The sequence below is a fragment of the Sciscionella marina DSM 45152 genome (assembly GCF_000379465.1).
Lineage (GTDB): Bacteria > Actinomycetota > Actinomycetes > Mycobacteriales > Pseudonocardiaceae > Sciscionella > Sciscionella marina.
On sequence record NZ_KB905381.1, the window covers coordinates 134,069 to 160,843 of the forward strand.

Annotated in this window: 25 protein-coding genes; 21 read left to right on the forward strand and 4 right to left on the reverse strand. The window is 66.1% G+C overall.

Translation table 11 applies throughout. The features are described 5' to 3' along the window. Window positions 1–2: 2 nt before the first annotated feature. Window positions 3–1,403 (reverse strand): MFS transporter, encoded by a 1,401-nt coding sequence (locus A37U_RS0106585; protein WP_205622884.1) that lies wholly within the window; start codon window positions 1,401–1,403, stop codon window positions 3–5. A 126-nt stretch (window positions 1,404–1,529) separates the two neighbouring features. On the opposite strand from A37U_RS0106585, the gene A37U_RS0106590 reads away from it, so the two are divergent. Next, a complete protein-coding gene (locus A37U_RS0106590) occupies window positions 1,530–1,883 on the forward strand; it encodes a hypothetical protein (RefSeq protein WP_020495827.1) in 354 nt (117 codons plus the stop codon). A 439-nt stretch (window positions 1,884–2,322) separates the two neighbouring features. Then, window positions 2,323–2,559 carry a hypothetical protein gene (locus A37U_RS51310; RefSeq protein ID WP_157182666.1) on the forward strand — a complete coding sequence of 79 codons (237 nt, stop codon included), beginning with the start codon at window positions 2,323–2,325 and terminating at the stop codon, window positions 2,557–2,559. A 24-nt stretch (window positions 2,560–2,583) separates the two neighbouring features. Here the strand turns inward: A37U_RS51310 and A37U_RS42595 are convergent, their stop codons facing one another. After that, entirely contained in the window at window positions 2,584–3,363 is a 780-nt protein-coding gene (locus A37U_RS42595; protein ID WP_083933256.1) for a hypothetical protein, read from the reverse strand. 262 nt (window positions 3,364–3,625) lie between these two features. On the opposite strand from A37U_RS42595, the gene A37U_RS0106610 reads away from it, so the two are divergent. Beyond that, window positions 3,626–4,348 carry a 5-oxoprolinase subunit PxpA gene (locus A37U_RS0106610; RefSeq protein WP_040586982.1) on the forward strand — a complete coding sequence of 241 codons (723 nt, stop codon included), beginning with the start codon at window positions 3,626–3,628 and terminating at the stop codon, window positions 4,346–4,348. Between the two features lie 48 nt (window positions 4,349–4,396). On the opposite strand, the gene A37U_RS42605 is transcribed toward A37U_RS0106610, so the two are convergent. Continuing rightward, window positions 4,397–6,028 (reverse strand): helix-turn-helix domain-containing protein, encoded by a 1,632-nt coding sequence (locus A37U_RS42605; RefSeq protein WP_051111582.1) that lies wholly within the window; start codon window positions 6,026–6,028, stop codon window positions 4,397–4,399. A 259-nt stretch (window positions 6,029–6,287) separates the two neighbouring features. Here A37U_RS42605 and A37U_RS0106620 point away from each other — a divergent pair, with 259 nt between their 5' ends. Both A37U_RS0106620 and A37U_RS0106625 read left to right on the forward strand, forming a co-directional pair. After that, on the forward strand, window positions 6,288–6,674 hold the full coding sequence (locus tag A37U_RS0106620; protein ID WP_020495832.1) for a hypothetical protein: 387 nt from the start codon (window positions 6,288–6,290) through the stop codon (window positions 6,672–6,674). 215 nt (window positions 6,675–6,889) lie between these two features. Then, window positions 6,890–7,252, forward strand: a complete 363-nt coding sequence (locus A37U_RS0106625; RefSeq protein WP_338054994.1) for an MFS transporter — start codon at window positions 6,890–6,892, stop codon at window positions 7,250–7,252. A 27-nt stretch (window positions 7,253–7,279) separates the two neighbouring features. Here A37U_RS0106625 and A37U_RS0106630 read toward each other — a convergent pair whose 3' ends face one another. Continuing rightward, window positions 7,280–7,876: a TetR/AcrR family transcriptional regulator gene (locus A37U_RS0106630; protein ID WP_020495834.1), complete on the reverse strand. Its 597-nt coding sequence runs from the start codon at window positions 7,874–7,876 to the stop codon at window positions 7,280–7,282. A gap of 156 nt (window positions 7,877–8,032) precedes the next feature. Here A37U_RS0106630 and A37U_RS0106635 point away from each other — a divergent pair, with 156 nt between their 5' ends. The 16 genes from A37U_RS0106635 to A37U_RS0106715 all read left to right on the forward strand — a co-directional run bounded on the left by A37U_RS0106635 (window position 8,033) and on the right by A37U_RS0106715 (window position 26,378). Continuing rightward, on the forward strand, window positions 8,033–9,250 hold the full coding sequence (locus A37U_RS0106635) for an acetyl-CoA C-acetyltransferase (RefSeq protein ID WP_020495835.1): 1,218 nt from the start codon (window positions 8,033–8,035) through the stop codon (window positions 9,248–9,250). Then, window positions 9,247–9,726: a MaoC family dehydratase gene (locus A37U_RS0106640; protein WP_020495836.1), complete on the forward strand. Its 480-nt coding sequence runs from the start codon at window positions 9,247–9,249 to the stop codon at window positions 9,724–9,726. Before A37U_RS0106635 ends, A37U_RS0106640 begins: the two co-directional genes overlap by 4 nt. Beyond that, a complete protein-coding gene (locus A37U_RS0106645; RefSeq protein ID WP_020495837.1) occupies window positions 9,723–10,736 on the forward strand; it encodes a phosphotransferase family protein in 1,014 nt (337 codons plus the stop codon). The genes A37U_RS0106640 and A37U_RS0106645 overlap by 4 nt, the downstream gene beginning before the upstream one ends. Then, window positions 10,736–11,959, forward strand: a complete 1,224-nt coding sequence (locus tag A37U_RS0106650; RefSeq protein WP_020495838.1) for an acyl-CoA dehydrogenase family protein — start codon at window positions 10,736–10,738, stop codon at window positions 11,957–11,959. The genes A37U_RS0106645 and A37U_RS0106650 overlap by 1 nt, the downstream gene beginning before the upstream one ends. After that, entirely contained in the window at window positions 11,956–13,134 is a 1,179-nt protein-coding gene (locus A37U_RS0106655) for an acyl-CoA dehydrogenase family protein (protein ID WP_020495839.1), read from the forward strand. The genes A37U_RS0106650 and A37U_RS0106655 overlap by 4 nt, the downstream gene beginning before the upstream one ends. Beyond that, entirely contained in the window at window positions 13,131–14,246 is a 1,116-nt protein-coding gene (locus A37U_RS0106660; protein WP_020495840.1) for an acyl-CoA dehydrogenase family protein, read from the forward strand. Before A37U_RS0106655 ends, A37U_RS0106660 begins: the two co-directional genes overlap by 4 nt. 1,074 nt (window positions 14,247–15,320) lie before the next feature. After that, on the forward strand, window positions 15,321–15,602 hold the full coding sequence (locus A37U_RS54605) for a transcriptional regulator (protein WP_338054985.1): 282 nt from the start codon (window positions 15,321–15,323) through the stop codon (window positions 15,600–15,602). Between the two features lie 270 nt (window positions 15,603–15,872). Continuing rightward, window positions 15,873–16,718, forward strand: a complete 846-nt coding sequence (locus tag A37U_RS0106670) for an SDR family NAD(P)-dependent oxidoreductase (RefSeq protein WP_020495842.1) — start codon at window positions 15,873–15,875, stop codon at window positions 16,716–16,718. A gap of 4 nt (window positions 16,719–16,722) precedes the next feature. After that, window positions 16,723–17,289 (forward strand): MFS transporter, encoded by a 567-nt coding sequence (locus A37U_RS0106675; protein WP_020495843.1) that lies wholly within the window; start codon window positions 16,723–16,725, stop codon window positions 17,287–17,289. Window positions 17,290–17,577: 288 nt separating this feature from the next. After that, the gene (locus tag A37U_RS0106685; protein WP_026196933.1) at window positions 17,578–19,206 is read left to right on the forward strand and encodes a GMC family oxidoreductase; all 1,629 of its coding nucleotides are present in this window, start codon (window positions 17,578–17,580) and stop codon (window positions 19,204–19,206) included. Between the two features lie 7 nt (window positions 19,207–19,213). After that, window positions 19,214–19,636: a gluconate 2-dehydrogenase subunit 3 family protein gene (locus tag A37U_RS0106690; protein WP_020495846.1), complete on the forward strand. Its 423-nt coding sequence runs from the start codon at window positions 19,214–19,216 to the stop codon at window positions 19,634–19,636. Then, window positions 19,633–21,093 carry an aminobutyraldehyde dehydrogenase gene (locus tag A37U_RS0106695; RefSeq protein WP_026196934.1) on the forward strand — a complete coding sequence of 487 codons (1,461 nt, stop codon included), beginning with the start codon at window positions 19,633–19,635 and terminating at the stop codon, window positions 21,091–21,093. The genes A37U_RS0106690 and A37U_RS0106695 overlap by 4 nt, the downstream gene beginning before the upstream one ends. Before the next feature lie 18 nt (window positions 21,094–21,111). Further along, window positions 21,112–22,563, forward strand: coding sequence for a purine-cytosine permease family protein (locus tag A37U_RS0106700; RefSeq protein WP_020495848.1), 1,452 nt, complete (start codon window positions 21,112–21,114; stop codon window positions 22,561–22,563). Continuing rightward, a complete protein-coding gene (speB, locus tag A37U_RS42615; protein ID WP_020495849.1) occupies window positions 22,560–23,549 on the forward strand; it encodes an agmatinase in 990 nt (329 codons plus the stop codon). The genes A37U_RS0106700 and speB overlap by 4 nt, the downstream gene beginning before the upstream one ends. A 92-nt stretch (window positions 23,550–23,641) precedes the next feature. Further along, window positions 23,642–25,147, forward strand: coding sequence for a PucR family transcriptional regulator (locus A37U_RS0106710; RefSeq protein WP_026196935.1), 1,506 nt, complete (start codon window positions 23,642–23,644; stop codon window positions 25,145–25,147). A 448-nt stretch (window positions 25,148–25,595) separates the two neighbouring features. Beyond that, a complete protein-coding gene (locus A37U_RS0106715) occupies window positions 25,596–26,378 on the forward strand; it encodes an SAM-dependent methyltransferase (protein WP_020495851.1) in 783 nt (260 codons plus the stop codon). Window positions 26,379–26,775: the final 397 nt, after the last annotated feature.

Consider the following 26,775-nt stretch of genomic DNA (forward strand, 5'->3'; position numbering starts at 1 on the left):
GATCAATTCCTTTCGACGGTCCGCATCGCCTCTGTGTTGTCGAGGGAACGAGCGCTGTCCCGGAGCATGACCGTGCAGACCGCCAGCACGGCGACCAGCACAGCACCGAACAACGGAGCCGCCCACATCGCCTCGCCGGAGATATCGAAGAGGAACACCGCGACCGCGGGGGCGAAACCACTGATCGCAGCGCCTGCCTGGTAGCTGACGGACACACCGCTGTACCGCGCCGATGCTGGAAACAGACTGGCGAAATATACCGGTGTACAGCCCGTGACGAACGCGTTGATCAAGCCCGCCACGGCGAACGCCCCGAAGAAGGCTACGGCGCTGCCGCTGGAGATCGCGGCGTATAGTACGAAATTGAAGATACCCGTGAGCACGCTCGCTGCGAGCAGCAACCGGTACGCCCCGAATCTATCGGTGAGTATCCCGGCGAAGAGAATGCAGGCGGTCACCGCGGCGGTCAACACGATCTGACCGTAGACCGCCTCGGATTCCGACCAGCTGTTCTTCGTCGCATAAATGACCGAGAAGGTCAGTAAGATATAGATCGTCCCGTTGGTGCCCACACTCAACCCTGTCGCCAGCAACAGCGACCGCGGATGATGGCGGAACAGGGCCAGCAGCGGGCCTTTCCGCTTCGCCCCGGAATTCTGCGCGACGTCGCGCACGAAATCCCATGTATCGGGACTGCGCAACAACGGTACGACACTGATGACCGTCAATACGCCGCCGATCAGGAACGGAACCCTCCATCCCCAGCTGCACAGATCGTCCTCGGAAAGAGAAGCCGAGATGACACCAAAGATCACCATTGCCAAGAGCGCCCCGAGACTCTGGCCCATTCCCGAGAAACTGCCGTAGACACCGCGCCGATGCCCGGGCGCCGACTCCACGCCATAGACCACGGCGCCGCCGCTCTCTCCTCCTGTGGCCAACCCTTGGATCAGGCGCAGCACAACAAGCAGCACCGGCGCGCCCCAGCCAAGCCGTTCATAACCGGGCAATATACCCACCAACGCCGTCGCGCATCCCATGATCAACAGCGATGCGATCAGGACGGGACGTCGCCCGCGACGATCGCCCCAGTATCCCGCGACCACACCACCGAGCGGACGTGCAGCGAAACCAACACCGAAACTCGCGAGCGCCAACAGCGTTGCGGTCAGCGGACTGGACACCGGAAAGAACACTCTCCCGAATACCAGGGAGGCGACTATTCCGTACAGCATGAAATCGTAGTATTCGAGGGTCGTTGCGCCTGCGGCCACGAGGAATACCGATCGCGTGGAACGCACAGCCGCATGGGTTTCATTGCCCTGTAACGATTTTCGCTCAACACCGGCTACCGATCCACCCGGAGGACTGTCGGCGGGACTTGTCAGATCGTCGTTCGCCACGACGCACCTCCTGCGCGGCCACACCGACGTATGTTGACGCGGGTCGTGGCTATCACTCTCGGAGCAAGACCCAAGTTAATTTACAGCACAGTCAAGTGGCATGTCTAGTACTGATATGGTCGGACGATGGCGTCGATTGTCGAAACAGCAGCACGATTTCTCACCGAACACTTTCACCCGACCGGTGTGCGGCTCGGCATTCTGGTACTCGCCGAATGCGAGGACGCCGTCGAGGAGGTCGCGGCAGAGCAACTGCGCGCACACGGACTGCGCCCTGCTCGCAGGCTCGCGAAACTTCGCCCCCGGACAACCGAACCCACCGTACGCTCGGCCGATCTCGTCGATTTCCTGCAACGGTATGGGCACGAATACAGTGTCGCCCTACTGCCGACGATCACCATGACCGGACAACCCCTGGATACCGTCGCGGTCGAGCAGGCGGCACGACGCAGTGGTTGCACCATCACCTGGTACCAGTAGAAGTGTCCACACGACGACTCATCGGGACCGAACTACGCTCGATCGCCACGACCGATCCCGCAGCGGACCGATTGAGCGCCGCGCGCAGTGCGCGACGCAACGGCGAATGGCACGCCTTTGCCGCGGACGAACAGACGGTTCACCCATTCGACACTGCCGACTCGGGTGACGCTCCCGGGTGGCTGTGGTCTTGCACATCATCGATTCCGGGCGCACGGTGTCCCGACCGACAAAGCCAGACGGCCGGGACCGCACCGCACCCGAAGCGGCGGTTATCGAGGCCCGGCCAATGGCGGTGAGGCGGTGATGGCCGACCGCTCCGGCCGTCGTGGGTCGGCGAAGCCGTTCAGACCGTGAAACGATCCGGATCGGCGTGTAGCCAGTCTTCGGTCCACGGCGCCGGTGACCGATCGGGAGTGGTGACACCGAGGTAGAAACGGTGGAGCGGCTGCTGCGCCAGGCCGATTCCTCGGGGCGTGAGCTGGTTGGCCCGGGCGGACTGCGCACCGAGTTGATCCGGCGGGTGCCCGAACGCGCGTTGGATACCGAGACGGCCGACCACCTGGGTTACGAGCCCGGCGACAAAGCGGGTTCAGGATCACCAAGGACGATGCCGACCGCAGGCGTAAACGCATCACGATCACCGGACACGGCAGCGCACCAGGCACGCGTGTAGGAGGACTCGCCCGGGAACGAACTGTCAGCGTCTTTCGAGATTTGTCGGGGTGAGGATCTGATCCAGGTGTGTCTTGAGGGCCGCGGCCTGTTCGAGGTCGACTTCCCGGAAGGTCACCGTGTCGCGGCCTGGCCGGAGCTGGCCGACTTTCCAGAAGGAGGCCGAGACCACGGTGGCGATGACGGCGAAGCCGCCGCTGGTGTGGCTGTCTGGGCCGAGGATGGTGAGCACATCTCCGTAAGCGAGGATGCCGCCGAGTGGGTAGCTTCCGTCGAGCATGTTCGATGGGTGTCCGCCGGCTACTTCACCGCCTTGGCGTGCCCATTCGAAACGATGTGGGTTGAATCGGACGGCGACGCGGTCCGAGCTTAGGTCGCAGCGCCATGCCGAATCGAGGAATTCGGCGAAGTCCTGTTCGGTGAGGAAGTCCGGATCGGCGTGCGGACCGCGGATCACCTCGATCTCCCAGCTGTTGGTGTAGGCGGGGCGCAGGCTTGCCGGTACGCGCCGGTGCGGTCGGTGTTCTGAACCGGATTGGTCGATATCGAGCAGGTCGGCCGGTTCGAGCGCGCGGCCGTCGTGCCCGCCGATGCCCGCGACGAGGAAGGTCGAGCGGGAGCCGAGCACCGTGGGCACGGCTATGCCGCCGGAGAGGGCGAGATAGAGACGGTATCCGGGTCCTCGGGCGAGGCCGCAGCTGAGCTGGTCGCCCGGACCGATGAGTTCCGTATCGTCACCCTGTCCGATGGTGCCGTACTCGAGGAAGAAATCGTCGTCTCGGACTCGCGACTGCGCCGCTTGCAGTACCGAGTGACCGGCGGCGACTTACCGGTCCAATCCCATCTCGGCACCGTCGATGTCATCGAACTGGAACCCGGACGCTCACTCCTGCTCTACAGCACCGATATCGAACCAACCGAACTGGCCGGGGCATTCGGCCCGGCGATCAGCGAAGCGGTGCAGCATCTTGCCGCCGAACTCGGCTGACGGCAGGACCGCAGCTTACGAAAACCACCAGCGAAACCCGGACAGAAGAACGAACACAGAACCAGTCATGGAGGAAAACATGGTTTCCCTGAACTCGGATATGGGTGAGTCCCTCGGTATCCATTCTTTCGGCAACGACGAGGAACTCGTCGGACTGATCGACACTGTCAATGTGGCATGCGGATTCCACGCCGGTGACCCGAGTGGTATCCGCGAGACCGTGCAACTGGCCCTCGCCGGAGGAGTGACCGTCGGTGCCCACCCCGGACTGCCGGACCTCGTCGGTTTCGGTCGCCGGGAGATGACCCTGTTCCCCGAGGAGACCGAGGACATCGTCCGCTACCAAGTGGGAGCAGTGGCCGCGTTCCTCAAAGCAGAAGGCGCGCCCCTCGACCACATCAAGACGCACGGCGCGCTGTACGGCATGTCCTCGAGGCAACCCCAACTCGCGGAAGCGATCACCAGGGTCGCCGCCGACTACGAAGTCCCCGTGTTCGGCATCGGTGCCAGCGAACACGAAAAGGCCGCGCGCAAGCTCGGCATCCCCTTCGTCGCGGAGTTCTACGTCGACCTCGGATACGATGCCGACGGCGGTCTCATCGTCGCCAGGCGTCCGCGTGCTACACCGGTCGACGAAGCCACCGAACGCGCTCAGCAAGCCTTGATCCACGGCGTCGCAACGGCGGTGACCGGTGAGCCCTTCCCCATACAGGTCGACTCGATCTGCGTGCACTCAGACACACCGAACGCGGTCGAGATCGCGAGGACAGTCCGGCAGGTGATGTCGGAGGTCACGGCCTGAACTGTGAGGTGTTCCACGGTCATCGATAACACTCTCGAAAGATCGAGGCTAGGCTCCCTCGGAGATCCGGACCGGGCGCTCATCGAGCCCGATCGGCCGCCCGGCCGGGACGATGTCGGTGCTGCCGTCCACCCGGCGCAGCGTGGTGTCGGTCCGGCGGGCGGGCAGCGTGCTCGTACCGCGATCGGTCCAGTAGACGGCGAAACGCTCCCGCGGTGTGGTGAATCCGCACCGATAGGTGTGCCGGGGCAGATCGTTCTCCGGGCCGTGCCCGCAACCGGTGATCGCGGTGGCTGCCAGCCAACGGTCGAGGACGCCGATGGCGTACCCCGCGGGGCTCGGCCGGGCGCCCTCCGGCTGAATCACGACCGGGATTTTCCGCCCACCCCAGGCATAGAAGTACATTCGCTGGTATCGGGCGTAGAGCGCGACGAGGTAAGCACGTGTCGCGTAGTTCACCGCGGTGCGCTGGCCGACTCCCCGGCGCAACGGGATGTCGAAGGTGGTGCCGGTGTTCCACAGCGGCGGTTGGACACCGGCGCGGTGGAAGGTGGATTCGACGGTGTGGACGAGATCCAGCATCGTCTCCGGCCGGTCGTCGTCGCCGCGGGTGTAGAGCTTGATCCCGGCGGCATCGCAGTGACGGTAACCGCCCAGTTCGGCGAACCGCCGCAGCCAGGACTGTCCTTCACTCGTCCACTGCTTTCCCATGGAAGGACACACGACCGTCGCGTTCCGATCGAGCCGGTGGATGATTCCCGCGGCCCTGCGGACCATCTCGACAAGAGTGGCGGGATCGCCGCTGTAGAAATGCCGGTCATCGGCAAGCGACCAGAGTTCGTAGGCGCCGATGCGCTGCCGGTAGCGGTCGGCGAGCGCGGTGACGAACCGGTCCCAGTCGCCGAGATCCGTGGGCGGGGAGGTGCGGGACTTGTCCGGATAGGGGCCGAGATCGCCGTTCGGACTGGCCCACTCCGGTGTGCCGCCGAAGACGTAGACCATCGGCAGGTGGGCGCGCTCGGCGCTGGTGACAAGACGGTCCAGGATGTGCCAGTCGTAGCGGCCGGATCCGGGCTGCAACTGTGCCCATCGGGTCCCGCTGTCCCAGAACCGCACGGAGCCGACACTGAACGAGGGCATGACACCGCTCGTGCTGTTCATCGTCACACCGAAGAACGACGAGGGGACCCCGGCCGAGCCGCTCCACGACAGTCGCGCGGCCGCGGACTCCACGCCGGGGTCCCCGGCATTCTCCGGATGCGCGGTTCCGGTGGTGAACGTGGTGTGCGCCAGGATGACCCCCGCGGCGCTGAGCAGGATCACCGAAACGACCGCGAGTACCGCCCTGCGCCGATTCGCTTGGGGCCGGTCCGCCCCACGCTCACCGGAGGGCGGATCCGCCTGCCCGGGTTCGCCAGGGAGCTGGGCGGATTCGATGTTCGTACCCAGCCAGGCTCGGTGCAGGTCGAGCAGTTCGGCGCGGGAGACACCACAGGCCTTCGCGATCCGTTCCACGGTGCCGAACTCGGGTGGCCGCCCCCGCCCGGTGCAGTAGCGGTGCACCGAGGAACGGCTCAGTCCGCTGCGGCGAGCGAGCGCCTCGTAGGTTCGGCCACTGCGCTCCTTCAGCGCACCCAACAGCCGGGCGAGCTCGGGGTCCGTCGTGTCCTCGGTGCCCATCGCGGCCTCCGCCCTGGTCCTCTTCGCTCGCCCGCATCGAGGGGACTTGTCCAATGCACGGGGAAACAATGCAGGTCACGAGGTTATACCGTCCCAAATCGTCCCATGCCCAGCGAAACCATTGCTACCCACGAACGGGCTACGCACACTCGAGACGCCACGGGAGCCGACGGCCCTGAGCCGGCTGTCCGGGGATTCACGTCACCGTCTTCCGTTCCGACCGACGAGTAAGTTCCAGCGATGAGTAAGGAGTTCCGTGATGAAACGAAAGAGCCTGACCCTGCTGTTCGGCGGCCTGATCGCGACAACGCTCGCCTGGGTGCCCGCCACCGCGTTCTCGGCCGAGCAACCCGGCCAGGAAAGCGGCCATAGCGCCCCGGCGCAGCTCAAAGACCACTGCACCGGGTTCTGTACCAATGTGCACAACGGCCTGCGGCATTCGGTGAAGATGTGGGGAAACGACGGGACGATCTGGGTGCCGCCGGGAAAGTGGTCCTCCGACGTCAAGAAAGGATTCGATGACGTCGACTGGATCAAGACCCCCAAGCACTGCACCGTGACCTTCCGTGGCAAGACCTATCACTCCGGTCAGCACATCCGTGTGCACGGCTGGAGCCCCTGGGTGTGGATGGCCGGCAGCTGCTGAGCACGACAGGATTCCGGGAGGTCCCCGCGCGAACCGCTCGCACGGGGACCTCCCGGAACCACGAGCGGGGTGCCCACACACCAGCAGCCGATCCCAAAAACGTCTCTGACCGGCTCAAGCGGCGAACGTGTAGGGAAAGTCCTGTCGTTCAGCGCCGCATTCCGCTCCAGCCGCGGCCAGCGTGAGCCGGAAGGACCGGAGGGATAGCCGTACTCATCGCCGGCGCGGCCATGCTCCTGCTGCCGGTCACGCCCGCGGGTGCCGCGCAGATCGTCGTGCTCACCATCGCTTTCAGCGTCGGAACCATCTTCAACTCGGTTTCCATCGCCGTGAACGCGGAGATCAGTCCCACCCGTCAACGTGCGGCGGTCATGGGCACCTGCACGGGTCTGGTCACCACCGCCGGTCTCATCGCGCCCTACCTCACCGGGCAAATCATCCAGACCGCGGATTCACCGGCGGCCGGATACACCGTCTCGTTCACCATCGCCGGAGTTCTTCTGCTCGCCAGCGGTGTGCTCGCCCTGCTGTTCATGCGGCCCGAACACACGCGAAACCACATCGGGCTCGGCGGATAGGAAAACTCCGCGGACCCTGTGCCGGGGTCAGCGGACGCCGACGATGCGCAGGGCGATCTCGGCGTAGCGTTCGGCGACATCCTCGGGGGTCCACCGGCCTTCCTCGCGATACCAGCGGGCGATGTCGATACCGAGGGACAGCAGGGCGATCGCGGCCATGGCGGGGTCGGGGACCTCGAACACGCCCGCCGCGGCGCCGCGCTCGACGAGCGCGCGGATCTCGTCCTGGATCCGGTGCCGGATGGCGCTGATCTCCGCGGAGTGCGCCGGGGTGAGCGCCGCCAGCTCGTAGTTCACGATCCGTGCCCTGGTGTGGCCTTGTGCGTGGTGCGCGGCGAACTCGTGGATCACGGCACGCAGCGCGTTCACCGGGTCCGCGGCGGACTCGATCGTTTCGCGGACCAGTCGCAGGGTGTCCTGGTGGCCCGAGTGCGAGATGAGGTAGAGCAGCTCTTCCTTGGATTTGTGGTGCACGTACAGCGCGGCCGGGCTCATCCCGGCCGCTTCGGCGATATCGCGCGTCGTGGTTCCATGGAACCCCTTCTCCGCGAACGCCGATGTGGCCGCGTCCAACAGGCGGGCACGGGCGGCGTCGGCGCGCGGGCGTTCAGCCGAGTCGGTCATCGTGCCTCATTATTTCCCTCGCTCAGCGTGGACCGTGGACGGTGTGGCGGGTGAGTTCCCCGACTCGAATCGGCAGGGTTCGCCTCTTGACGATCAGTTCCCTCATGCAGCACGCTACAGCATAAGCAAGCGCTTAGTCACAACATGGGAGTGTCGATGCCCGAGGCCGTGATCGTCGCTACCGCCCGCTCGCCGATCGGGCGTGCGGGCAAAGGTTCGCTGAGGCAACTGCGCCCCGACGACCTGACCGTGCAGATGGTACGGGCGGTGCTGGATCAGGTCCCGGAACTGGATCCACGGGAGATCGAGGACCTGGTGCTGGGGTGCGGCCAGCCCGCTGGGGAGTCGGGGTTCAACCTGGCGCGGGTGGTGGCGGTGCTGGCCGGGATGGATCATCTGCCGGGCACCACGGTGAACCGGTACTGTTCCTCCTCGCTGCAGAGCACGCGGATGGCGTTGCACGCGATCCGGGCGGGCGAAGGGGATGTGTTCCTCTCCGTGGGGGTGGAGACGGTGAGCCGGTATGTGAACGGGAACGCGGATGGCATGCCGGACACGCAGAATCCGTTGTTCGCCGAGGCGGTCGCGCGGACCGAGAAGTTCGCGGGCGGTGGCCGGACTTGGGTGGATCCGCGGGGATCGGGTGTGCTGCCGGACGTGTACCTCGCGATGGGGCAGACCGCGGAGAACGTCGCGCAGTATCAGGGGGTGACCCGCGAGGAGCAGGACGCGTTCGGGGTGCGTTCGCAGAATCGGGCCGAGCAGGCGATCGCGGACGGATTCTGGGCCCGCGACATCACCCCGGTGACGCTCCCGGACGGGGCGGTGGTGGAAGCCGATGACGGCCCGCGCAGCGGAGTCACCCTGGACGCGGTCGCGGAGCTGAAGCCGGTGTTCCGCCCGGATGGCACGGTGACGGCGGGGAACTGTTGCCCGCTCAACGATGGCGCCGCGGCCGTGGTGATCATGTCCGATACGAAAGCCAGGCAGCTGGGTATCACACCGTTGGCGCGGATCGTGTCCACCGGCGTCAGCGCGCTTTCCCCGGAGATCATGGGCCTCGGCCCGGTCGAGGCGACTCGGCAGGCTCTCGGCCGGGCCGGGTTGTCCATCGGCGATATCGACCTGGTGGAGATCAACGAAGCCTTTGCCGCACAGGTGATCCCCTCGGCGCGCGCGCTCGGTATCGACGAGGAACGGCTGAACGTGAACGGGGGTGCGATCGCGGTGGGGCATCCGTTCGGGATGACCGGAGCGCGCATCACCAGCACCCTGATCAATTCCCTGCGCTGGCACAACAAACAGTTCGGGCTGGAGACCATGTGCGTGGGCGGGGGCCAGGGGATGGCGATGGTGCTGGAGCGGTTGTCATGAGCGGGCCCGCCGAAGACACGGTGACGGTGTTCGCGGGGCTTGCCGAGCTCGAACAGGCGCTCGGGACGCATCTGGGCTGTTCCGCGTGGCACACCATCACCCAGCGGCAGATCGACACCTTCGCCGAGGCCACCGGCGATCACCAGTGGATCCACGTCGACCCGGAGCAGGCGGCGGATGGACCGTTCGGCACCACGATCGCGCACGGTTATCTGACGTTGTCCCTGGTGCCGATGCTGATGTTGCAGGTGTACCGGATCGAAGGGATGCGGATGAGCGTCAACTACGGGGTCAACAAGGTGCGCTTTCCGGAACCGGTCCCGGTCGGCTCGCGAGTGCGGGCCGGGGTGATGCCGTTGTCGCTGACCGAGGGCGGTGGTGGTCATCAACTGGTCGCCAGGGTCACCATCGAACGCGAAGGCGCGGTGAAACCCGCCTGTGTGGTCGAGACGGTGAGCGTCCTGGTGCCGCGATGAGCGCCGAGCATCCACCCGGTCTCGATCTGGGGCGGTTGTCGAACTGGTTCGCCACCGCGATGCCGGATGCGGGAAGAGAACTGACCGCGCGGTTGCTCACGGGCGGGAAGTCCAATCTGACCTACGAGATCGGGGACGGCTCGCGGACCTGGATTCTGCGCCGTCCGCCGCTTGGGCACGTACTGGCGACCGCGCACGACATGGGCCGCGAACACCGGGTGATGTCCGCGCTGTCCGGGACCGCGGTGCCCGTTCCGCGGATGGACGCGCTGTGCCGGGACGAGGAAGTGCTCGGTGCGCCATTCTACGTGATGGAGCGGGTTTCCGGCATCCCGTACCGGTACACGAAGGATCTCGCGGGGTTCGGCCCGGCCCGGACAAGGGCACTGAGCTCGGCGATGGTGGACACCCTTGCCGCGCTGCACGCCGTGGATCCGGCGGCGGTGGGGCTCACGGATTTCGGTCGGCCGCACGGGTTTCTGGCCAGGCAGGTGCATCGTTGGGGTAAGCAGTTGGACGCCTCGCGCAGCCGGGAGCTGCCCGCCGCCGAGGCACTGTTCGAACGGCTGGCCGCGCGGGTGCCGGAGGAGTCCGCCTTCGCGGTCGTGCACGGGGACTACCGCTTGGACAATTTGCTGGTGAACGCCGAAGGCCGGATCACGGCGGTGCTCGACTGGGAGATGGCCACCTTGGGCGATCCGCTCACCGATCTGGCGCTGATGCTCGTCTATCACCGGCTCGCCGCACTGGGGGCCGGGGACGCGGATGCCTGTCTGGCTCCCGGTTTTCTCACCGAGGCCGAGATCATCGAGCGTTATGCCGAACACCGCGGGCTTGCGCGGTTCGGTTTCTATCTCGGGCTTGCCTCGTTCAAGCTCGCGGTGATTCTGGAGGGAATCCACTACCGGTACCGGCATGGTCAGACCGTCGGCCAGGGTTTCGAGCGGGTCGGTGATTCCGTCGTCCCGATCCTGGAGGCCGGGTTGCAATCATTGGAGGAGTATCGCTGATGGAGTTCGCGTATGACGCCAGGACCGAGCAGTTGCGGGAGAATCTGCTCGAGTTCATGGCCGAGCATGTGTATCCGGCGGAGCCGGTGTTCGCCGAGCAGTTGGGGGCGTTGGTGGGTCGGTGGGCTTGGGACTCGGTTCCGGTGTTGGCCGAACTGCGCGCCGAGGCCCGTCGTCGTGGGCTGTGGAACTTGTTTCTTCCTGGTGAGCACGGTGGTGGGTTGACGAATCTGCAGTACGCCCCGCTCGCGGAGATCACCGGGCGTAGTGGCGGTCTGGCCCCGGCTGCGCTGAACTGTGCTGCCCCGGACACTGGGAATATGGAGGTGCTGTCTCTATTTGCTACCGAGGCGCAGCGGCGGGACTGGCTGGAGCCGTTGCTGGAGGGGAAGATCCGTTCCTGTTTCGCGATGACCGAACCGGATGTGGCTTCCTCGGACGCGACGAACATCGCCACCCGGATCGAACGCGATGGCGAGCACTATGTGCTCAATGGGCGGAAATGGTGGATCACTGGGGCGATGAATCCGAACGCGAGGGTTTTCATCGTGATGGGTAAGACCGATCCGGGCGCGGAGCGGCACCGCCAGCAGTCGATGATCCTGGTTCCCCGGGACACCCCGGGGCTTACGGTGGAACGGGGGATGGAGGTCTTCGGCTACGACGACCATGACCACGGCGGTCACGCGCAGCTGAGTTTCACCGATGTGCGTGTCCCGGTCGAGAACCTGATCGGTGGGGAGGGCGAGGGTTTCGCTATCGCGCAGGCGCGGCTCGGGCCCGGGCGCATCCACCACTGCATGCGTTCGATCGGGGTCGCGGAGCGGGCGATCGAGCTGATGTGTGCCCGTGCGGAGGAGCGGGTTGCCTTCGGCAAGCCGATCGCCGATCAGGGGGTGGTGCGCGACTGGATCGCCGAATCCCGGGTGCGTATCGAACAATTGCGGCTGCTGGTGCTCAAGACCGCGTGGCTGATGGACACGGTCGGGAACAAGGGTGCGCACAGCGAGATCCAGGCCATCAAGATCGCCACCCCGGCCACGGTGCAGTGGATCTTGGACAAGGCGATCCAGGTGCACGGTGCGGGCGGGCTGTCCCAGGATTTCCCGCTGGCCGGCGCGTATGCCGGGATCCGTACCCTGCGGTTCGCCGACGGACCCGATGAGGTGCACAAGAACGCGCTGGCCCGTACCGAACTGCGCAGGCAACGGGAGACCCGATGAGTATCGAGGAACTGCGGGCGCGGATCGAGGAGTTCCTCGCCACACACGATCCCGCTCGCACCGAACGGCTGGCATTCCTGCGCGCCCGCTACGATGCCGGTCTGGCCTGGATCGCGTTTCCCGAAGGGCACGGCGGGCTCGGACTGCCTCAGGTCTGGCAGCGGGAAGCCGAGGAACTGTTCGCGGCCGCGGGCGCCCCGGACAACGAACCGGAACGCAACGGGATCGGGCTCGGTATGGCCGCGCCGACCATTCTCGCGTTCGGCACCGAGGAACAGAAACGCCGTTTCCTCCGTCCACTGTGGACCGGCGAGGAGATCTGGTGCCAGCTGTTCAGCGAACCGGGAGCGGGCTCGGATCTGGCCGCGCTGGCTACCCGCGCGGTGCGGGACGGTGCGGACTGGGTGGTCAACGGGCAGAAGGTGTGGACCTCGAGCGGGCATCTGGCCCGGTTCGCGATCCTGGTCGCGCGCACCGATCCGGACGTGCCCAAACACCGTGGCATGACGTATTTCCTCTGCGATATGACCGATCCCGGGGTGGATGTGCGGCCGCTGCGCCAGATCACCGGGGAAGCGGAGTTCAACGAGGTCTTCCTCAACCAGGTGCGCATCCCGGACAGTCAGCGCCTCGGCGAGGTCGGGCAGGGCTGGCAGGTGGCCACCGCGACCCTGAACAACGAACGGGTGGCCATCGGGGCGCACGCCGCACCGCGCGAGGGCGGCATGGCCGGGGTGGTCGCGCGGACCTGGCGCGAGCATCCCGCGGGGCGTACCCCGGAACGGCACGACCGGCTGCTGCGGCTGTGGGTGGAGGCCGAGGTCGCCCGCCTCACCGGGGAACGGCTGCGGCAGAAACTCGCCCAGGGGCAGCCCGGCCCGGAAGGTGCGGCGATGAAACTCTCCTTCGCCCGGCTGAACCAGCAACTGTCCGGGCTCGAGCTCGAACTCCTCGGCGAGCAGGGGCTGCGCTACTCGGACTGGACCATGGTGCGGCCCGACCGGGTCGATTTCACCGGACGCGACGCCGGTTACCGGTATCTGCGCGCCAAGGGCAACTCCATCGAGGGCGGCACCTCCGAGATCCTGCGCAACATTCTGGCCGAGCGGGTACTCGGACTGCCCGCCGAACCCCGCGTGGACAAGGACGTGCCCTGGAAGGACGGAGCGAAATGAGCGAGCTCGACCTGCTCTACACCGACATCGAGGAGGATTTGCGAGCCACCGTGCGGGATGCGCTCGCGGATCGATGCGACACCGCCGCGGTGACCGCCGTGTACGACGGTGACCGCTCGCTGGTCGGTAGCCTGTGGAAGACGCTCGCGGTAGATCTCGGCCTCGCCGGGCTACTCGTGCCGGAGAACCAGGGCGGGGCCGGTGCCACCGCGCGCGAGGCCGCCGTGGTGCTCGAGGAACTGGGCCACACCGTCGCCCCGGTGCCGTTCCTGACCAGCGCCGTGCTCGCGACCACCGCCCTGCGCGCCACCGACCGGGAGGCGGGTACCGAACTGCTCACCGACCTGGCCGCGGGGGAATGCACCGCGGCGCTCACCGTGCCCCTGTCCACCGCCCCGGATACGGAGCTCCCCGCGGTGCGTGCCGAGGGCGGGCGGCTCACCGGCACCGTCACCAGTGTCGCCGGTGCCCTCGAAGCCGAGGTGCTGCTGGTGCCGGCCACCACCGAGCACGGCCCGGCCCTGTTCGCCGTGGCCGCGGGCGAAGCCGGCAGGGAACCGGTCATCTCCCTGGACATGACCCGGCAGCTGGCCGATGTCACCCTGCGGGGCACCCCGGGGACACTCGTGCTCACTGAGGCCGAACCCGCCATGCGCCGCGCGCTGCGGACCACGACCGCGCTGTTGGCCGCCGAACAGGTCGGCATCGCCCGCTGGTGTCTCGAGGAAACCGTGGCCTATCTCAAGCAGCGCACCCAGTTCGGCCGGATCGTGGGCGGATTCCAGGCACTCAAACACCGCCTCGCCGACCTCGCCGCCGGAATCGACGGCGCCACCAGCGCCGCCCGCTACGCCGCCGCGACCCTCGCCGCAGAGGACCTCGACAGCGAGACCGCGGCCGCCATCGCCCAAGCCTACTGCGGTGAACTCGCCGTAACCGCCGCCGAGGAAGCCATCCAGCTCCACGGCGGTATCGGCATGACCTGGGAACACCCCACCCACCTCTACCTCAAACGAGCCAAAGCCGACCAGCTCGCTTTCGGCACCCCCGGACACCAGCGGACGAAGCTCGCCGAACTGATCGACCTACCGGGACCGCTGAGCCACGCATGACGAATTCTTTGCTTTCATGCCGCAATGGCACTGGCCCGGCCCGGCGGATGAACCGGGCGCGGGGAGAGTAGCCGAGCCCGCCGACGGGAAGGACCCACGAGCCAGGACAGATCGGCGCCGACAGAAACGAGAGTAGAGCAGCACTGCCCACCAGGTAGTAGCCGGTGAGGTTGATCGCGGTCCAGAGCACCGGCAGGTCGGCAGGAACAGGGCGATGTTCCGGAATGTCGCGAGCAGGTCACCGCTGCGAGCACGGCGACGGCGGTCGAGCGGATTCTGCCGTTCGCGGAGAAGGCACCGAACATGGTGAGGAACGCGCCGTAGGGCCATCGGCACCGGCAGGAACGAGACCGGCCAACAGCGCGAGGATCAGCAGGCCGCTGATGGCCGGGGACTGGACGGTGCGGAAGCCGATCGCGTTGCTGTTCGGCGCCGCGCCGCCGACCACGAGCCGAGACAGGTGTCGGTGAGAGTGACCCGGGCAGGGGATGTTTCGGGCAGATAGCGGGAATAGCCGGAAACACACGGAGCCCAGGTGACCTGCCAGGCTATGCAGACCGAGATCGCCTGAATCACGGTGCTGAGCGAGGGGCTTCCGCTGATGAGGCCGGAGATCACCGCGATGACCCGGCCGCTGGCCGATACCGCCGCGACGCCAACGCCACCCGGGACGATGTCACCCTGTCCTATATGGACGAGGTCGGCTTCGACGTGGCTACGACGGGATCGGTTTCGATCCCGGTGCCCGACTGTGCCGCGGTTCCGGGCACGGTACCGTCATAGCCGCCGTTTTCCCGCTGCACGAACCGGGAGCGAGCCGGTCATGACGAACGAGATCCGCCTGTTTCTCGCCGACGATCACTCGTTCGTCCGGGCCGGACTGCGGGCGCTGCTCGAGGCAGAGGACGACTTCGGCCGTCGCGGAGGCGGACATGGCAGACCAAGCCGTCGACCTGGCCGCGTCCCGAGCGATGGATGTCGTCCTCATGGATCTGCGGTTCGGCGGTGCCCGCGATGGCAGCGAGGCGACGGCCGCCATCGCCGCTAACGCGGACGCGCCCCCGCTTTCTCGTGTTGACCATCTACGACACCGATGCCGGTATCCTCGCCGCCATCGAAGCGGGCGCGACCGGATATCTGCTCGAGGACGCTCCACCCGGGGAACTCGTCGCGGCGATCCGTGCGGCCGCGGCCGGGCGCACCACTCTCGTCCGAGTGTGGCCGACGTCTCGTGCAGCGGACCAGGCACCGGATGACCGCCTTGTCGCCCAGGAACTCGAAGTACTGCGCCTGCTCGCCGCCGGGCGCTCCGACGCCGAGTTCAGCCGGGAACTGTTCCTGAGCCGGCCACCATGAAAACCCACCTGATGCACATTTGCGCGAAACTCGGCTGGGTTCCCGTACTGCGGCGCTGGCTGCCGCCGCACGTGCCCAAGGACTCGTTCACACCTGAACTTCCTATCGGAGTGATAGCCGTCATCGCCCCGGGCACGGCTTGACACCAGGGAAAGCGTCCAGGAATCTGGCCGCAAGGAATTTCGCGAACCGATAAAGTTCCGGAAAATCACGGTATTTTCCCGTGCCTGGCGAACGAAATGGTCCTCGTCGACGAGTGGAGCCGATTGCATGGTGTCGAATCCGTCCGAGTCGCCGGTCCATGATTCGGATCAGCCCCTGGCACCGGAGGATGTCTGGCACGGCGAGCTTTTCCGGCTCGATGACCGCCGCTATGCGGTGCTGGGGGCGGGAAGCGGGATCGGCGAACACGTCAGCCGGACACTCGTCGCGATGGGCGCCAAGGTGCTGTGCGTCGACGTGGACGAGCGCCGAGCAGCCGCGATCGGTGAGAGCGTGGGAATGCCTTCGGTCGTGGCGGATGTGACCCGCAGGGACGGCATCGTCCGGGTCCGTGACCGGGTGGAGTCGAGCTTCGGGAACCTGGACGGCTATGTCGACGTGATCGGGCGGATGCGGCGCAAACGGTTCGACGCGTTCACGCTCTCGGACTGGGAAGAGGAGTTCCGGATCAATCTGCGCCACGCCTTCCTGTCCGCCCGGGAACTGGCGCCGATCGTGGCGCGCACCGACAACGGCGCCATCGTGTATGTGTCGAGCAGCATGGGCGCGCACGCCGGACGGACCGCGCCCGGTTACGGTCCCGCGAAGGCCGCGCTGGAGAACTGGGTGAAACAGCTTGCCGCCGAATACGGCCCCATGGGCACTCGGGTGAACGCCGTAGCACCGGGGCTGTTCCTGTCCCCGAGGGTCGTCTCGAACGCCCAGGCCCAGCAGCGGCTGCCCCGATTCGCGGCGAAGACCTTCCTCGGCCGCCTCGGGCAACCCCACGAAATCGCGGCCACCATCGGATTTCTGCTCACCCCGGCCGCGGGGTACATCACCGGGGTCAGCATTCCGGTCGAAGGCGGCGCACGCTTGACCGACTCCACCGGGCTGGACGAGTTCGCGGACTGACCGGATGCGGATCAACTACCGGTGGACCGTGGTAGGCGGGCTGACCTGCCTGCTGGCCGCGGCCAACGCCGCCGATCGCGGCGTGTTCGGCATCGTGGCACCGCAGCGGCAACGTATCTACGGCCTGGTACCCACCGAGATCGGGTTGATCAGCAGCGCCTTCGGTATCGGTTTCGCCACCTGCCAGCTGTTGTTCTCCGGCGCGATCGTGCGGCGCTTGGGAGCGAAGACGACGATGGTGGGTTCCGTCGTGCTGTGGTCGATCATGCTCGGCCTGACCGCGGCGTCCAGTTCGGTGATCTCGTTCTTCCTCACCCGGTTCCTGTTCGGGATCAGCGAAAGCCCGAACTGGCCCGCGACCCAGTCGTTGCTGAGCAACTGGTTCCCCACCCGGGACACGCAGCGTTCGTTCAACCTCGCCTGGTCCGGACTTCCGCAGGGCGGCATTCTCGGCCCGCCATTGGCGGTGGCGCTCATTGCCGCGTTGGGTTGGCGTGGCCTGCCACTTGCCCCTGGCCTCGGTGGTACACAGTGCCCACGACCCACACGTGGTGTTCGTGCCGATCGATGAACCAGTGCCCGATGTCGATCTGCGGATGGTATGGCGACGCCACGGACCCGGTCCCGCACTCCGGGCGGTGCCGGCACAGGCGCGGCAGCTCGACAAGCGGGGGAACGGTTGACCGCACGGTCGTGTCCATCAGCGAGCCGCCCGAATCTCGCGGTCTGGACCGCATCCTCCGTTGTGCGTTTGCTCAACGACGGTTGAGTCGGTTGTGGCTGTTGAGTCATAGCGCGACGCAGACCTGCTCGACCATCCTGGGCTCGCACCGAACCGAACTGATCGGGAGATCGACTGGTGAATATTCGTCAAGCTCCCCAGGACACGGATGTCCTGATCGTGGGCGCCGGTCCCGCTGGCGGAGTAGCCGCCCTCGAACTGGCCACCCGAGGGTTCCGCGTGGTCTGCCTGGAACAGGGTGATTGGACGCTCCCGGATGATTTCTCCGGTGGTAAGCCCGGGTGGGAGCTGACCAGGCTGAAGCAGTGGCACCCGAGCCCGAATGTGCGTAGTGCGGCGAGTGACTACCCGATCGACAGCGGTGATACCCCTGTCGAGCCGTTGATGTTCAACGGAGTCGGGGGAAGCACGATCATGTTCTCCGGTCACTGGGTGCGCGCGATGCCTTCGGATTTCCGGGTGCGCACTCTCGACGGCGTGGCAGAGGACTGGCCGTTCGGCTACGCGGACCTGCGGCCGTTCTACGACGAGGTCACGCACCACATCGGTGCTTCCGGACTGGAGGGTGATCCGGCCTACCCGGACTCGCATTCCTTTCCACTGCCGCCGTTGCCGATCGGCAAGTACGGGCTGGCCGCGGCGAAGGGGATGGACAAGCTCGGCTGGCACTGGTGGCCGGCGCCCAATGCGATCGCTTCGCGCAAGTTCAAGAACCGGGACGCCTGCCTGCGCTACGGTGCCTGCGAGTCCGGTTGTCCGGTGGGGGCCAAAGCCAGTGCCGACTTCACACACTGGCGGGAGGCGATCGATGCGGGAGCGGTCCTGGTGACCGGAGCCCGGGTCCGGCAGCTGACCGTCGACAACCGGGGGCTGGTGACGGGGGCCGAGTTCATCGACCGTGACGGCACGCTGCGCTACCAAGCAGCCGAGGTCACGGTGCTGGCCGCCAATGGGGTCGGCACTCCTCGGCTGCTGCTGAACTCGACTTCCGCGCGGTTTCCCGATGGCCTGGCGAATTCCTCGGGCCTGGTGGGCAAACGGCTGATGATTCATCCCTATGCCTCGGTATATGGCAGCTACGCGGACGAACTCGAATCATGGTACGGACCGGCGGGCCAGTCGTTGCAGTCGATGCAGTTCTATGAGACCGACACGGACCGGGGTTTCGTCCGGGGCGCGAAGTGGAACCTGATGCCGACCGGCGGTCCGCTCGCACAGACCTTGTGGGAACCAGGTCAGGACTGGCGGGAGGCGTTCGGCCCAGCTTTCCATGACCGGCTGCGGCGAAACTTCGGGCGCCGCGCCGAGTGGGGCATCACCACCGAAGACCTGCCAGAGGAACACAACGAGGTGATCCTCGATCCTTCGGCCACGGACTCCGACGGGATCCCGGGAGTGAAGCTCGACTACACGATAGGCGCGAACACCGAGCGGATGCTCGAATTCCATGTGGAGCGAGCAGTCGAGGCGCATCTGGCGGCCGGTGCCACGTCCGTGGAGCGTATCCCGATCGTACGGGACAGCGGCTGGCACCTGCTCGGCACCGCTCGCATGGGCTCCGACCCGGCCACCTCGGTGGTGGGCGAGCACGGCCGGACCCACGATGTTCCCAACCTGTTCATCATCGATGGCAGCGTGTTCGTGACATCGACTGGCGTCAATCCGACGGCCACGATCATGGCGATCGCCTTGCGGGCGATGCGCCACCTTGCCGACAACCGGCTCAACCAAACCGCGGCAGTCTGAGGAACCCATGACACTCGATGCCGGACAGCGGCGCGCTTTTGCCGCACTCGCCGACGTACTCATTCCCGCATCCGGACCGATGCCTTCCGCTGCCGAAGCAGGGGTTCCCGATGCCTTGGTCGACCAAGCCCTTGGCTATCGGCCGGACCTGTCCGACGCGTTCATCCGTGCACTGGCTTCGTGTTCCGGCGCCGACCCCGAGGCGGCGTTGGGGCAACTGGCTGCGGACAGCCCGGACCAGTTCGAAGCCCTCACTGTGCTGACCGCCGGTGCGTACTTTCTCAGCACCCGGGTGAAGGCGGCACTGTCCTATACCCCGCCACCACGACCGGCCCACGAAGACACCGACACCTACGTCGACATGTTGGCGGAGGTCGTCGACCGTGGATTTCCGAACCGGTGCGACCGACCCACGAAGGATTCCCGATGACTGACACCCGAACAAACTGCGCACCTACGGCGTTGACGCACTTCATCAACGGCGAACACTGGACCGGTACCTCATCCGAAGTCCATCAGGTCCGCAATCCCGCGACGGGCCAACAGATCGCCCAAGCACCGTGCGGCACGACGGCAGATGTCGACAGGGCCGTGGCGGCTGCCAAAGCGGCTTTCCCGCAATGGTCCCGGCGGACCCCCGCGGAGCGGTCGGAACTGCTGCTCCAGGCGGCCGAAGTGGTCACCACACATGCCGAAGATCTCGCCCAGCTGGAATCGGTCAACGCCGGAAAGCCGATGCCGCTGGCGCGTGAGGATGTTGCCGGAACCATCGACACGCTGCGTTTCATGGCAGGCGCTGCTCGTTCCCAGCCAGGGGTCAGCGCCGGTGAGTACGTAGCGGGCCGCACCTCGATGCTCGTGCGGGAACCGGTGGGTGTCGTCGCCGGTATCATCCCGTGGAACTACCCGCTCATGACCGCGGCCTGGAAGATCGGCCCGATCCTCGCGGTGGGCGACACCTGCGTGCTGAAACCGTCCGAGCAGACCCCGTTGACCGTGTTGCGGCTGGCGGAGCTGCTGGACCCCGTGCTGCCCTCCGGGGTGCTCAACGTGGTCACCGGCAGGGGATCGGTCGTCGGGGAGGCCCTTGCCACTCATCCGGATGTGGCGCTCGTGTCGGTCACCGGAAGCGTGGGCAGCGGCAAGGCGGTGGCACACGCGGCGGCCGACTCGCTCAAACGTGTGCACCTGGAGCTCGGTGGCAAGGCGCCCGTCGTGGTTTTCGCCGATGCCGATCTGGAAGCGGTGGCCGACGGCGTCGTTTTCGCGGGCTTCGGGAACACCGGTCAGGACTGTGGTGCCGCGTGCCGGATTCTCGTCGAGGAATCGGTACATGACGAGCTGGTCGCGCTCCTGACCGCCCGCGCGGAGGCACTCGTGGTGGGCGACCCGGCGGAGGGGGAGCACATCGAGATGGGGCCGCTGGTCACCGAGGAACATCGGGACCGGGTGACCGGCTTCCTCGAGCGCGCCTATGCCGAAGGCGTGCGCGCCACGACGGGCGGACAGGCAGCCGGTGGTGCCGGATTCTTCATGCCCCCGACCGTTCTGGTCGACATCCCCGGTGGCGCGGAATGTGTCCGCGAGGAGATCTTCGGCCCGGTCGTGACCGTGGAGAAATTCACCGGTGAGGACGCGGCCATCGATGCGGCGAACGACGTGCCCTACGGCCTGTCGGCCTCGGTCTGGACCACGAGTGCACGCCGGTCCGCCGATGTCCCCGCGCGGCTGGACTTCGGCACGGTCTGGATCAACGACCATCTCGCCTTTGCCACCGAAATGCCCTGGGGCGGTTTCAAGGCATCCGGCTACGGGCGTGACTTGTCGGCGTACGCACTCGAGGACTACTCGCGTACCAAACACATCATGCTCAACCGAACCCGTTGACAGGGAAGGAACAGTGGCATGACTGAACCGCTGACCGGGCCACAGAAGTCCGCGGTGGGCATCGAGTCCGCCACCATTCAGCCGATCCCAGCCGATCAGCGGAGTGGCACGAACCGGGACATGTTCACGATCTGGTTCGGCACCAATGTCATGGTTCTGGCCATCGTCACCGGAGCCTTGTCGACCACGGTGTTCGGGCAGCCTGCATGGTCCGCGGCATTGGCGATCATCATCGGGAACCTGGTCGGTGCGGTCTTCATGGCGTTGCACTCGGCACAGGGCCCGCGTCTGGGTGTCCCGCAGATGGTCCAGACCAAGGGACAGTTCGGGTCGCGGGGTTCGGTGCTGATCGTGCTGATCGTCGTATTGATGTACCTCGGTTTCTTCACCTCGATCCTGATCTTCGGCGGTGCGTCGCTCGCCTCGGTCATTCCGCCGCTCGGCCACAGCGGCGGCATTCTCATCATCGCCGTCATCAGCCTGGCCGCTGCCATCTGGGGATATGCGCTGATTCACACGTATGCGCGGATCATGACCTATCTTTCCGGCGCGGTCCTGCTGTTGGCGTTCGTCTGGATATTCGCGGTGCACTCGGTGCCCGCCGAGTTCTTCCACACCAGCGGGGCGAGCCTGGCCGGTTTCATGGGCACGGTGTCGGCATCCGCGGTGTGGCAGCTCGCCTACGCTCCCTATGTTTCGGACTATTCTCGTTATCTGCCGGTGAAAACCGGCGCGAAGCCCGCGTTCTGGATGAGTTATTGGGGTACCACCCTCGGTTCGATCCTGCCTATGTTCCTCGGTGCCAGTGTCGGGCTGCTCCTGCCGAATCTGGACCCGGTCGTCGCCCTCACCAAGGCCACCGCGGGGATCAGTGGGCTGGTCGTCGTCGTGTTCAGCGTCGGTGTCGCCGCGACGAACGCGATGAACCTCTACTGCGGAACGCTGTGCACCATCACCGTCGTGCAGACCTTCGCCCCGCGGTTCGCCGCCCGTGGCCGGGAACGGGCGCTGATCGCCGCCGGTCTCGTCCTGATCGCGATCAGCGTAGCGCTCACCGTCGGCGACGATTTCACGCAGACCTACAACAACTTTCTGACCCTATTGCTCGGGTCCTTGGTTCCGTGGACAGCGGTCAACCTGGTCGACTACTACCTGATCCGGCACGGTGACTACACGGTCGAGGACTTCTTCCGCCGCGACGGCGGCCGTTACGGGCTCGTGAACTGGCCCGCGGTGCTCTGCTACCTCATCGGGGTCGTGGTCCAAATCCCCTTCATGGTCCTCGGTACGGCATACACCGGTCCGATAGCGAGACTGCTCGGGAACACCGACCTCTCCTTCCTCGTGGGTCTGATCGTCGTGTCGCCGCTGTACTACGCCACCGTCACGGTGCTCGCGCGGCGCAAATCCCGGGCAATATCGCGAAACCACCGGCAATCCATCCACCCAGAAAGAACGGAGCCACGATGAGTGACCATCAGCCGATCGGCGCCCTCGAAGCCACCACGGTCCCGCGATTCGCCGGCCTCGGCACCTTCGCGCGCATCCCGGTTATCGACGCCGTACCCGACTACGACATCGCGGTTCTCGGGGTGCCCTTCGATGGAGGCACGTCGTACCGGCCAGGGGCGCGGTTCGGGCCGATGGGGGTCCGGCAGGCTTCACGCCACCTGCGACCGGCGTTTCACGTCGAGCTGGACACCGCGCCATTGCGGCAGGTCCAGGTCGTCGACGCCGGCGACGTAGCGTGCACGCCGTACTGCATCGAGGATGCGGTCCACCAGATCGAGGGCTTCGCGCGCGAAGTCGTGGGCGGCAAGGACCGGCGCCTGGTGACCATCGGCGGTGACCACACGGTCGCGCTGCCCATGTTGCGCGCCGCACGGGAGAAATACGGATCGATCGCCCTTGTCCACTTCGACGCGCACCTGGACACCTGGGACACGTATTTCAAGGCGCCGATCACTCACGGGACGGTTTTCCGCCGCGCGTTCGAGGAAGGACTGCTCGCCGAAGAGAAATCGATGCACCTCGGCATTCGCGGGCCGATCTACGACCAACTCGACCTCGTCAACGACGCGTCGTTCGGATTCCGGATCCTGCGCGCCGGAGACCTGGACACACTCGGCATCGACGGGGCGGTCGACGCCGTACGGCGCCGGGTGGGCGACGCGCCGGTCTACCTCTCGGTGGACATCGATGTGCTCGACCCGGCTTTCGCACCAGGAACAGGCACGCCCGAGATGGGCGGATTCACCAGCCGCGAACTGCTGCATCTGCTCCGTCGTCTCGACGGGCTCAACCTGGTCGGAGCCGATGTCGTCGAAACGGCCCCCGCTTATGATCACGCCGAAATCACCTGCGTCGCCGCGGCGACCGTCGCCTTCGATCTCGTCACGCTCATGAGTAAAACCGGGAACACCGTGCCTGGTTCGCCGGCTACCGCCGCCACCTGACCGTTGCAGCCGCTCCGGTGAGCCCTAGGGCACCGTGAGCACAGATGTGCGAACGCACAAGGACACCCTGTACGGATCGGTAACCTATGGGTATGGCGATCACGGTGGCGGATCTGCTCGAGGTGCCACACCTTCGACTGCGGTTGCACTCTGGTACGAGTGGCCTCGATCGGGAGATCTCCTGGGTACACACATCCGACCTGCCGGAACCGTGGCGATGGCTGGCCGGTGGTGAGCTGCTGCTGACCAACGGCATGTCGTTTCCCGACGACAGCGATGGCCAGTGCGTGCTCCTGCAACACCTGATCGAGACCGGGGCGAGCGGACTGGCCATCGGTGAGCAGATGTATTGCCCGCCCTTGTCCGACGAATTCGCCGAGGAAAGCGAGCGGCTCGGGTTCAGCGTGCTCATCGTGGCCTACCCGTTCCCGTTCGTCGCCATCTCGCAGGCCGTTGCCGCCGCGAACCTACTGGAGCAGTCCGACCGGTTGATCCGCACCGAGCGAATCTACCACGCCATGCAACGAATGGTGGTACATCGCGGGGATTCCTCGACACTGTCCCGGGATTTGTCCGGGCAGCTGGGGTGCGAGGTTCAGGTCTGTCACCGCGCGACGGCCCAACCGTGGTATCCGCGGGATGCCCCGTTCGATTCCGCGCTCGCCGACGCTTTGCGGCAGGCCGCCCCGGGAGCCTCCGACCTGCGGGCGGGAGCCTTCACCATCGCACTGCGGGATGGCCGACAGCTGCGGCTGGTGGACATTCCGACCCAACCCAGCGCGGTACTGGTCCTGGTTTCGGATGCCCGCCACATGCCGGACGCGATCCTCATGCAGCACGCGGCCACGGTGCTGGCCCTCGAGTTGTCCCAGTCGCTGGTGAACATCGAGCAGAATCGGCGCCTGGGTGCCGAACTGCTGGCACAGCTGATGCAGGGACAGATCGACGCACCGGGCGGAGCTCGCCAACTGGACGCACTGGGCCTGGACGTTTCGCAAGCCCGTTTCATCGCGATCACCTCCGAGGACATCGAGAAGCTTCGTGAACTGCACATCAGCCTGTGGCGTAACGACGTCCGGCACCTGGTCGTCCACCGGCAAGGCCTGCTGTACGTCCTCTGCACCGGAGGAGAGCGGACCAGCTCCGTGATACGGGCAGACCTCGGCGGCGAAGCGTTGATGGGGATCAGCGCCGTCATCGCGACCGCCGAACGAATCCCCGAAGCAGCACGCGAAGCCAGTTGGGCGGCCCGCGCCGCCGCCGGCGTCACCCCGCGTACCTTTCGATACGGCGAAGCGACACCGCTGCTCGGCGTCGCCGGGATCGACGATGCCAATGCCTTGGTGCTGCGTGTCCTGGGCCGTCTCATCGAACACGAACGACAACACCAGTCCGGATTGATGCACACGCTCGCGGCATTCCTCGACAATCAGCGTTCCTGGCGAAAAACCGCCGATGCGCTGCACGTACACCGGCAAACCGTGCTGTACCGAATCCGGAAGGTCGAAGAGATCACCGGCCACAACGTGAACGACACCCGCGATATCGCCGAACTCTGGCTGGCACTGCAAGCCCGATCACTGCTTGACGAAACCTGACCAGCCCCGCCAACGCTGCACTCATCCCGGGTAGTGCCGTCCTCGGTGTGAAGTTCCCCTTGAATCATGGAGGCGTGCGCTTTAAGGAGCAGGCAGCACGCGGTCGCCTGGGCGCTGGTCTTGGTGTGGGCCGCGGAGTTGAAACTCAGCCCCGAAGATGTGCGGTTGCTCGCTGGCCTCACTGCCGACGGGCTGTCCACCATGGACCGGCCGACAGGGACGAGTGTTGTTCAACGCTCGGCAGGTCATGTAGCGTGGGAGTTTCGATATTGCGTGGGCGTTCGCGCTCTTGACCGTATGAAAAGGCGATGCCATGACTGCCGCCGGTGATGACCGGGGGCTTGTACCGGTTCCATCGGACCCCGGTCAGCACAGACTGTCCGGAGCCCTGTGCGGGCTCTTGTGAGTGTTGCGCTTCGGCGCATCCGCATGCCTTGGAGTACATCAAGTGTCGCAAAACTTTTCCCCGGCGTGGCACGCGCCGACCCACCCTTCTGCCCCCTGGTACACCGACTTCTTCGGTGAGCTTGCCAACGCCTTCTGGCGGGCGGCCGTGCCGCCTGAGGCGACCGAGGCCGAGGTCGAGTTCCTGGCGCGGACAGGGCGCCTGCGGCCTGGCGCCGCTGTCTTGGACCTACCATGCGGCAGCGGACGACACAGCCTCGCGCTCGCTCGCCGCGGTTACACCGTCACTGGGCTCGACATCTCGGTGGAGGCTGTTGAACACGCTGCCGGATTGGCCGCTGCCGAGGGTCTGGAGATCGATTTCCGTCGTGCCGACATGCAGCGCCTGCCCGACGGACTGCGCGCTGACGCCGTCATCTGCATGGGCAACAGCTTCGGTTACCTCACCCACGACGATACCTGCTCACTGATGTCTGCTCTGGGGCAGATCATCGCTCCTGACGGGTTCCTCGCCGTTGATTACGGCGCGGTGGCTGAGGCGTTGCTGCCCTGCCTGCATGAGGACATCCCCATGCAGGCAGGTGACATCGAGGTCGTAGCACGCAACAGCTACGACACCACACACAGCCAGCTACTCACCTCGTACACATTCCGCCGCGGAAACGAACAGGCGAACGGAACATCCATCCAGCAGGTCTACACCTCGGCAGAATGCGCAAGGCTCTGTCTGAATGCCGGATTCAGCGAGGTCGAGATGTACGCAGACACCGAGGGCGCCCCGTTCGCTCTGGCAAGCTCCCGACTGCTCCTGATCGCACGCCGGTAATGGCAGACCCGTTGCGGTCGCGCAGCACACCTCCGGCTCGATTCCTGGCCGACTGCGGGCTGAACCATTGTCAAGTCATTGATCCGAACGAAGAAAACAATCGCGGAAAAAAAAGATCATCGCCTACGGGCCCGGGTTCATGCCCGATGGTGACGGTGGCTGGCGAGCGGATAGACAAAGGGACACTCAGGTGACACCGTGCAAGGCCGCAAAGGGAACTGAAACTCGTGGGTACACTTATCGCACTCCACGGTCGAGAGCTCCGCTCGGTTCGCCAGCGGCCGAGGCACTGCTCGATGAAAGAGTCACGACGTCATCGCTTGCAGTACTGCATTCTCAGGAGCGCGAAGCCGGATCGACTGGGCCACGGAACTTCCCGATGAGCAGCATCCGGTCG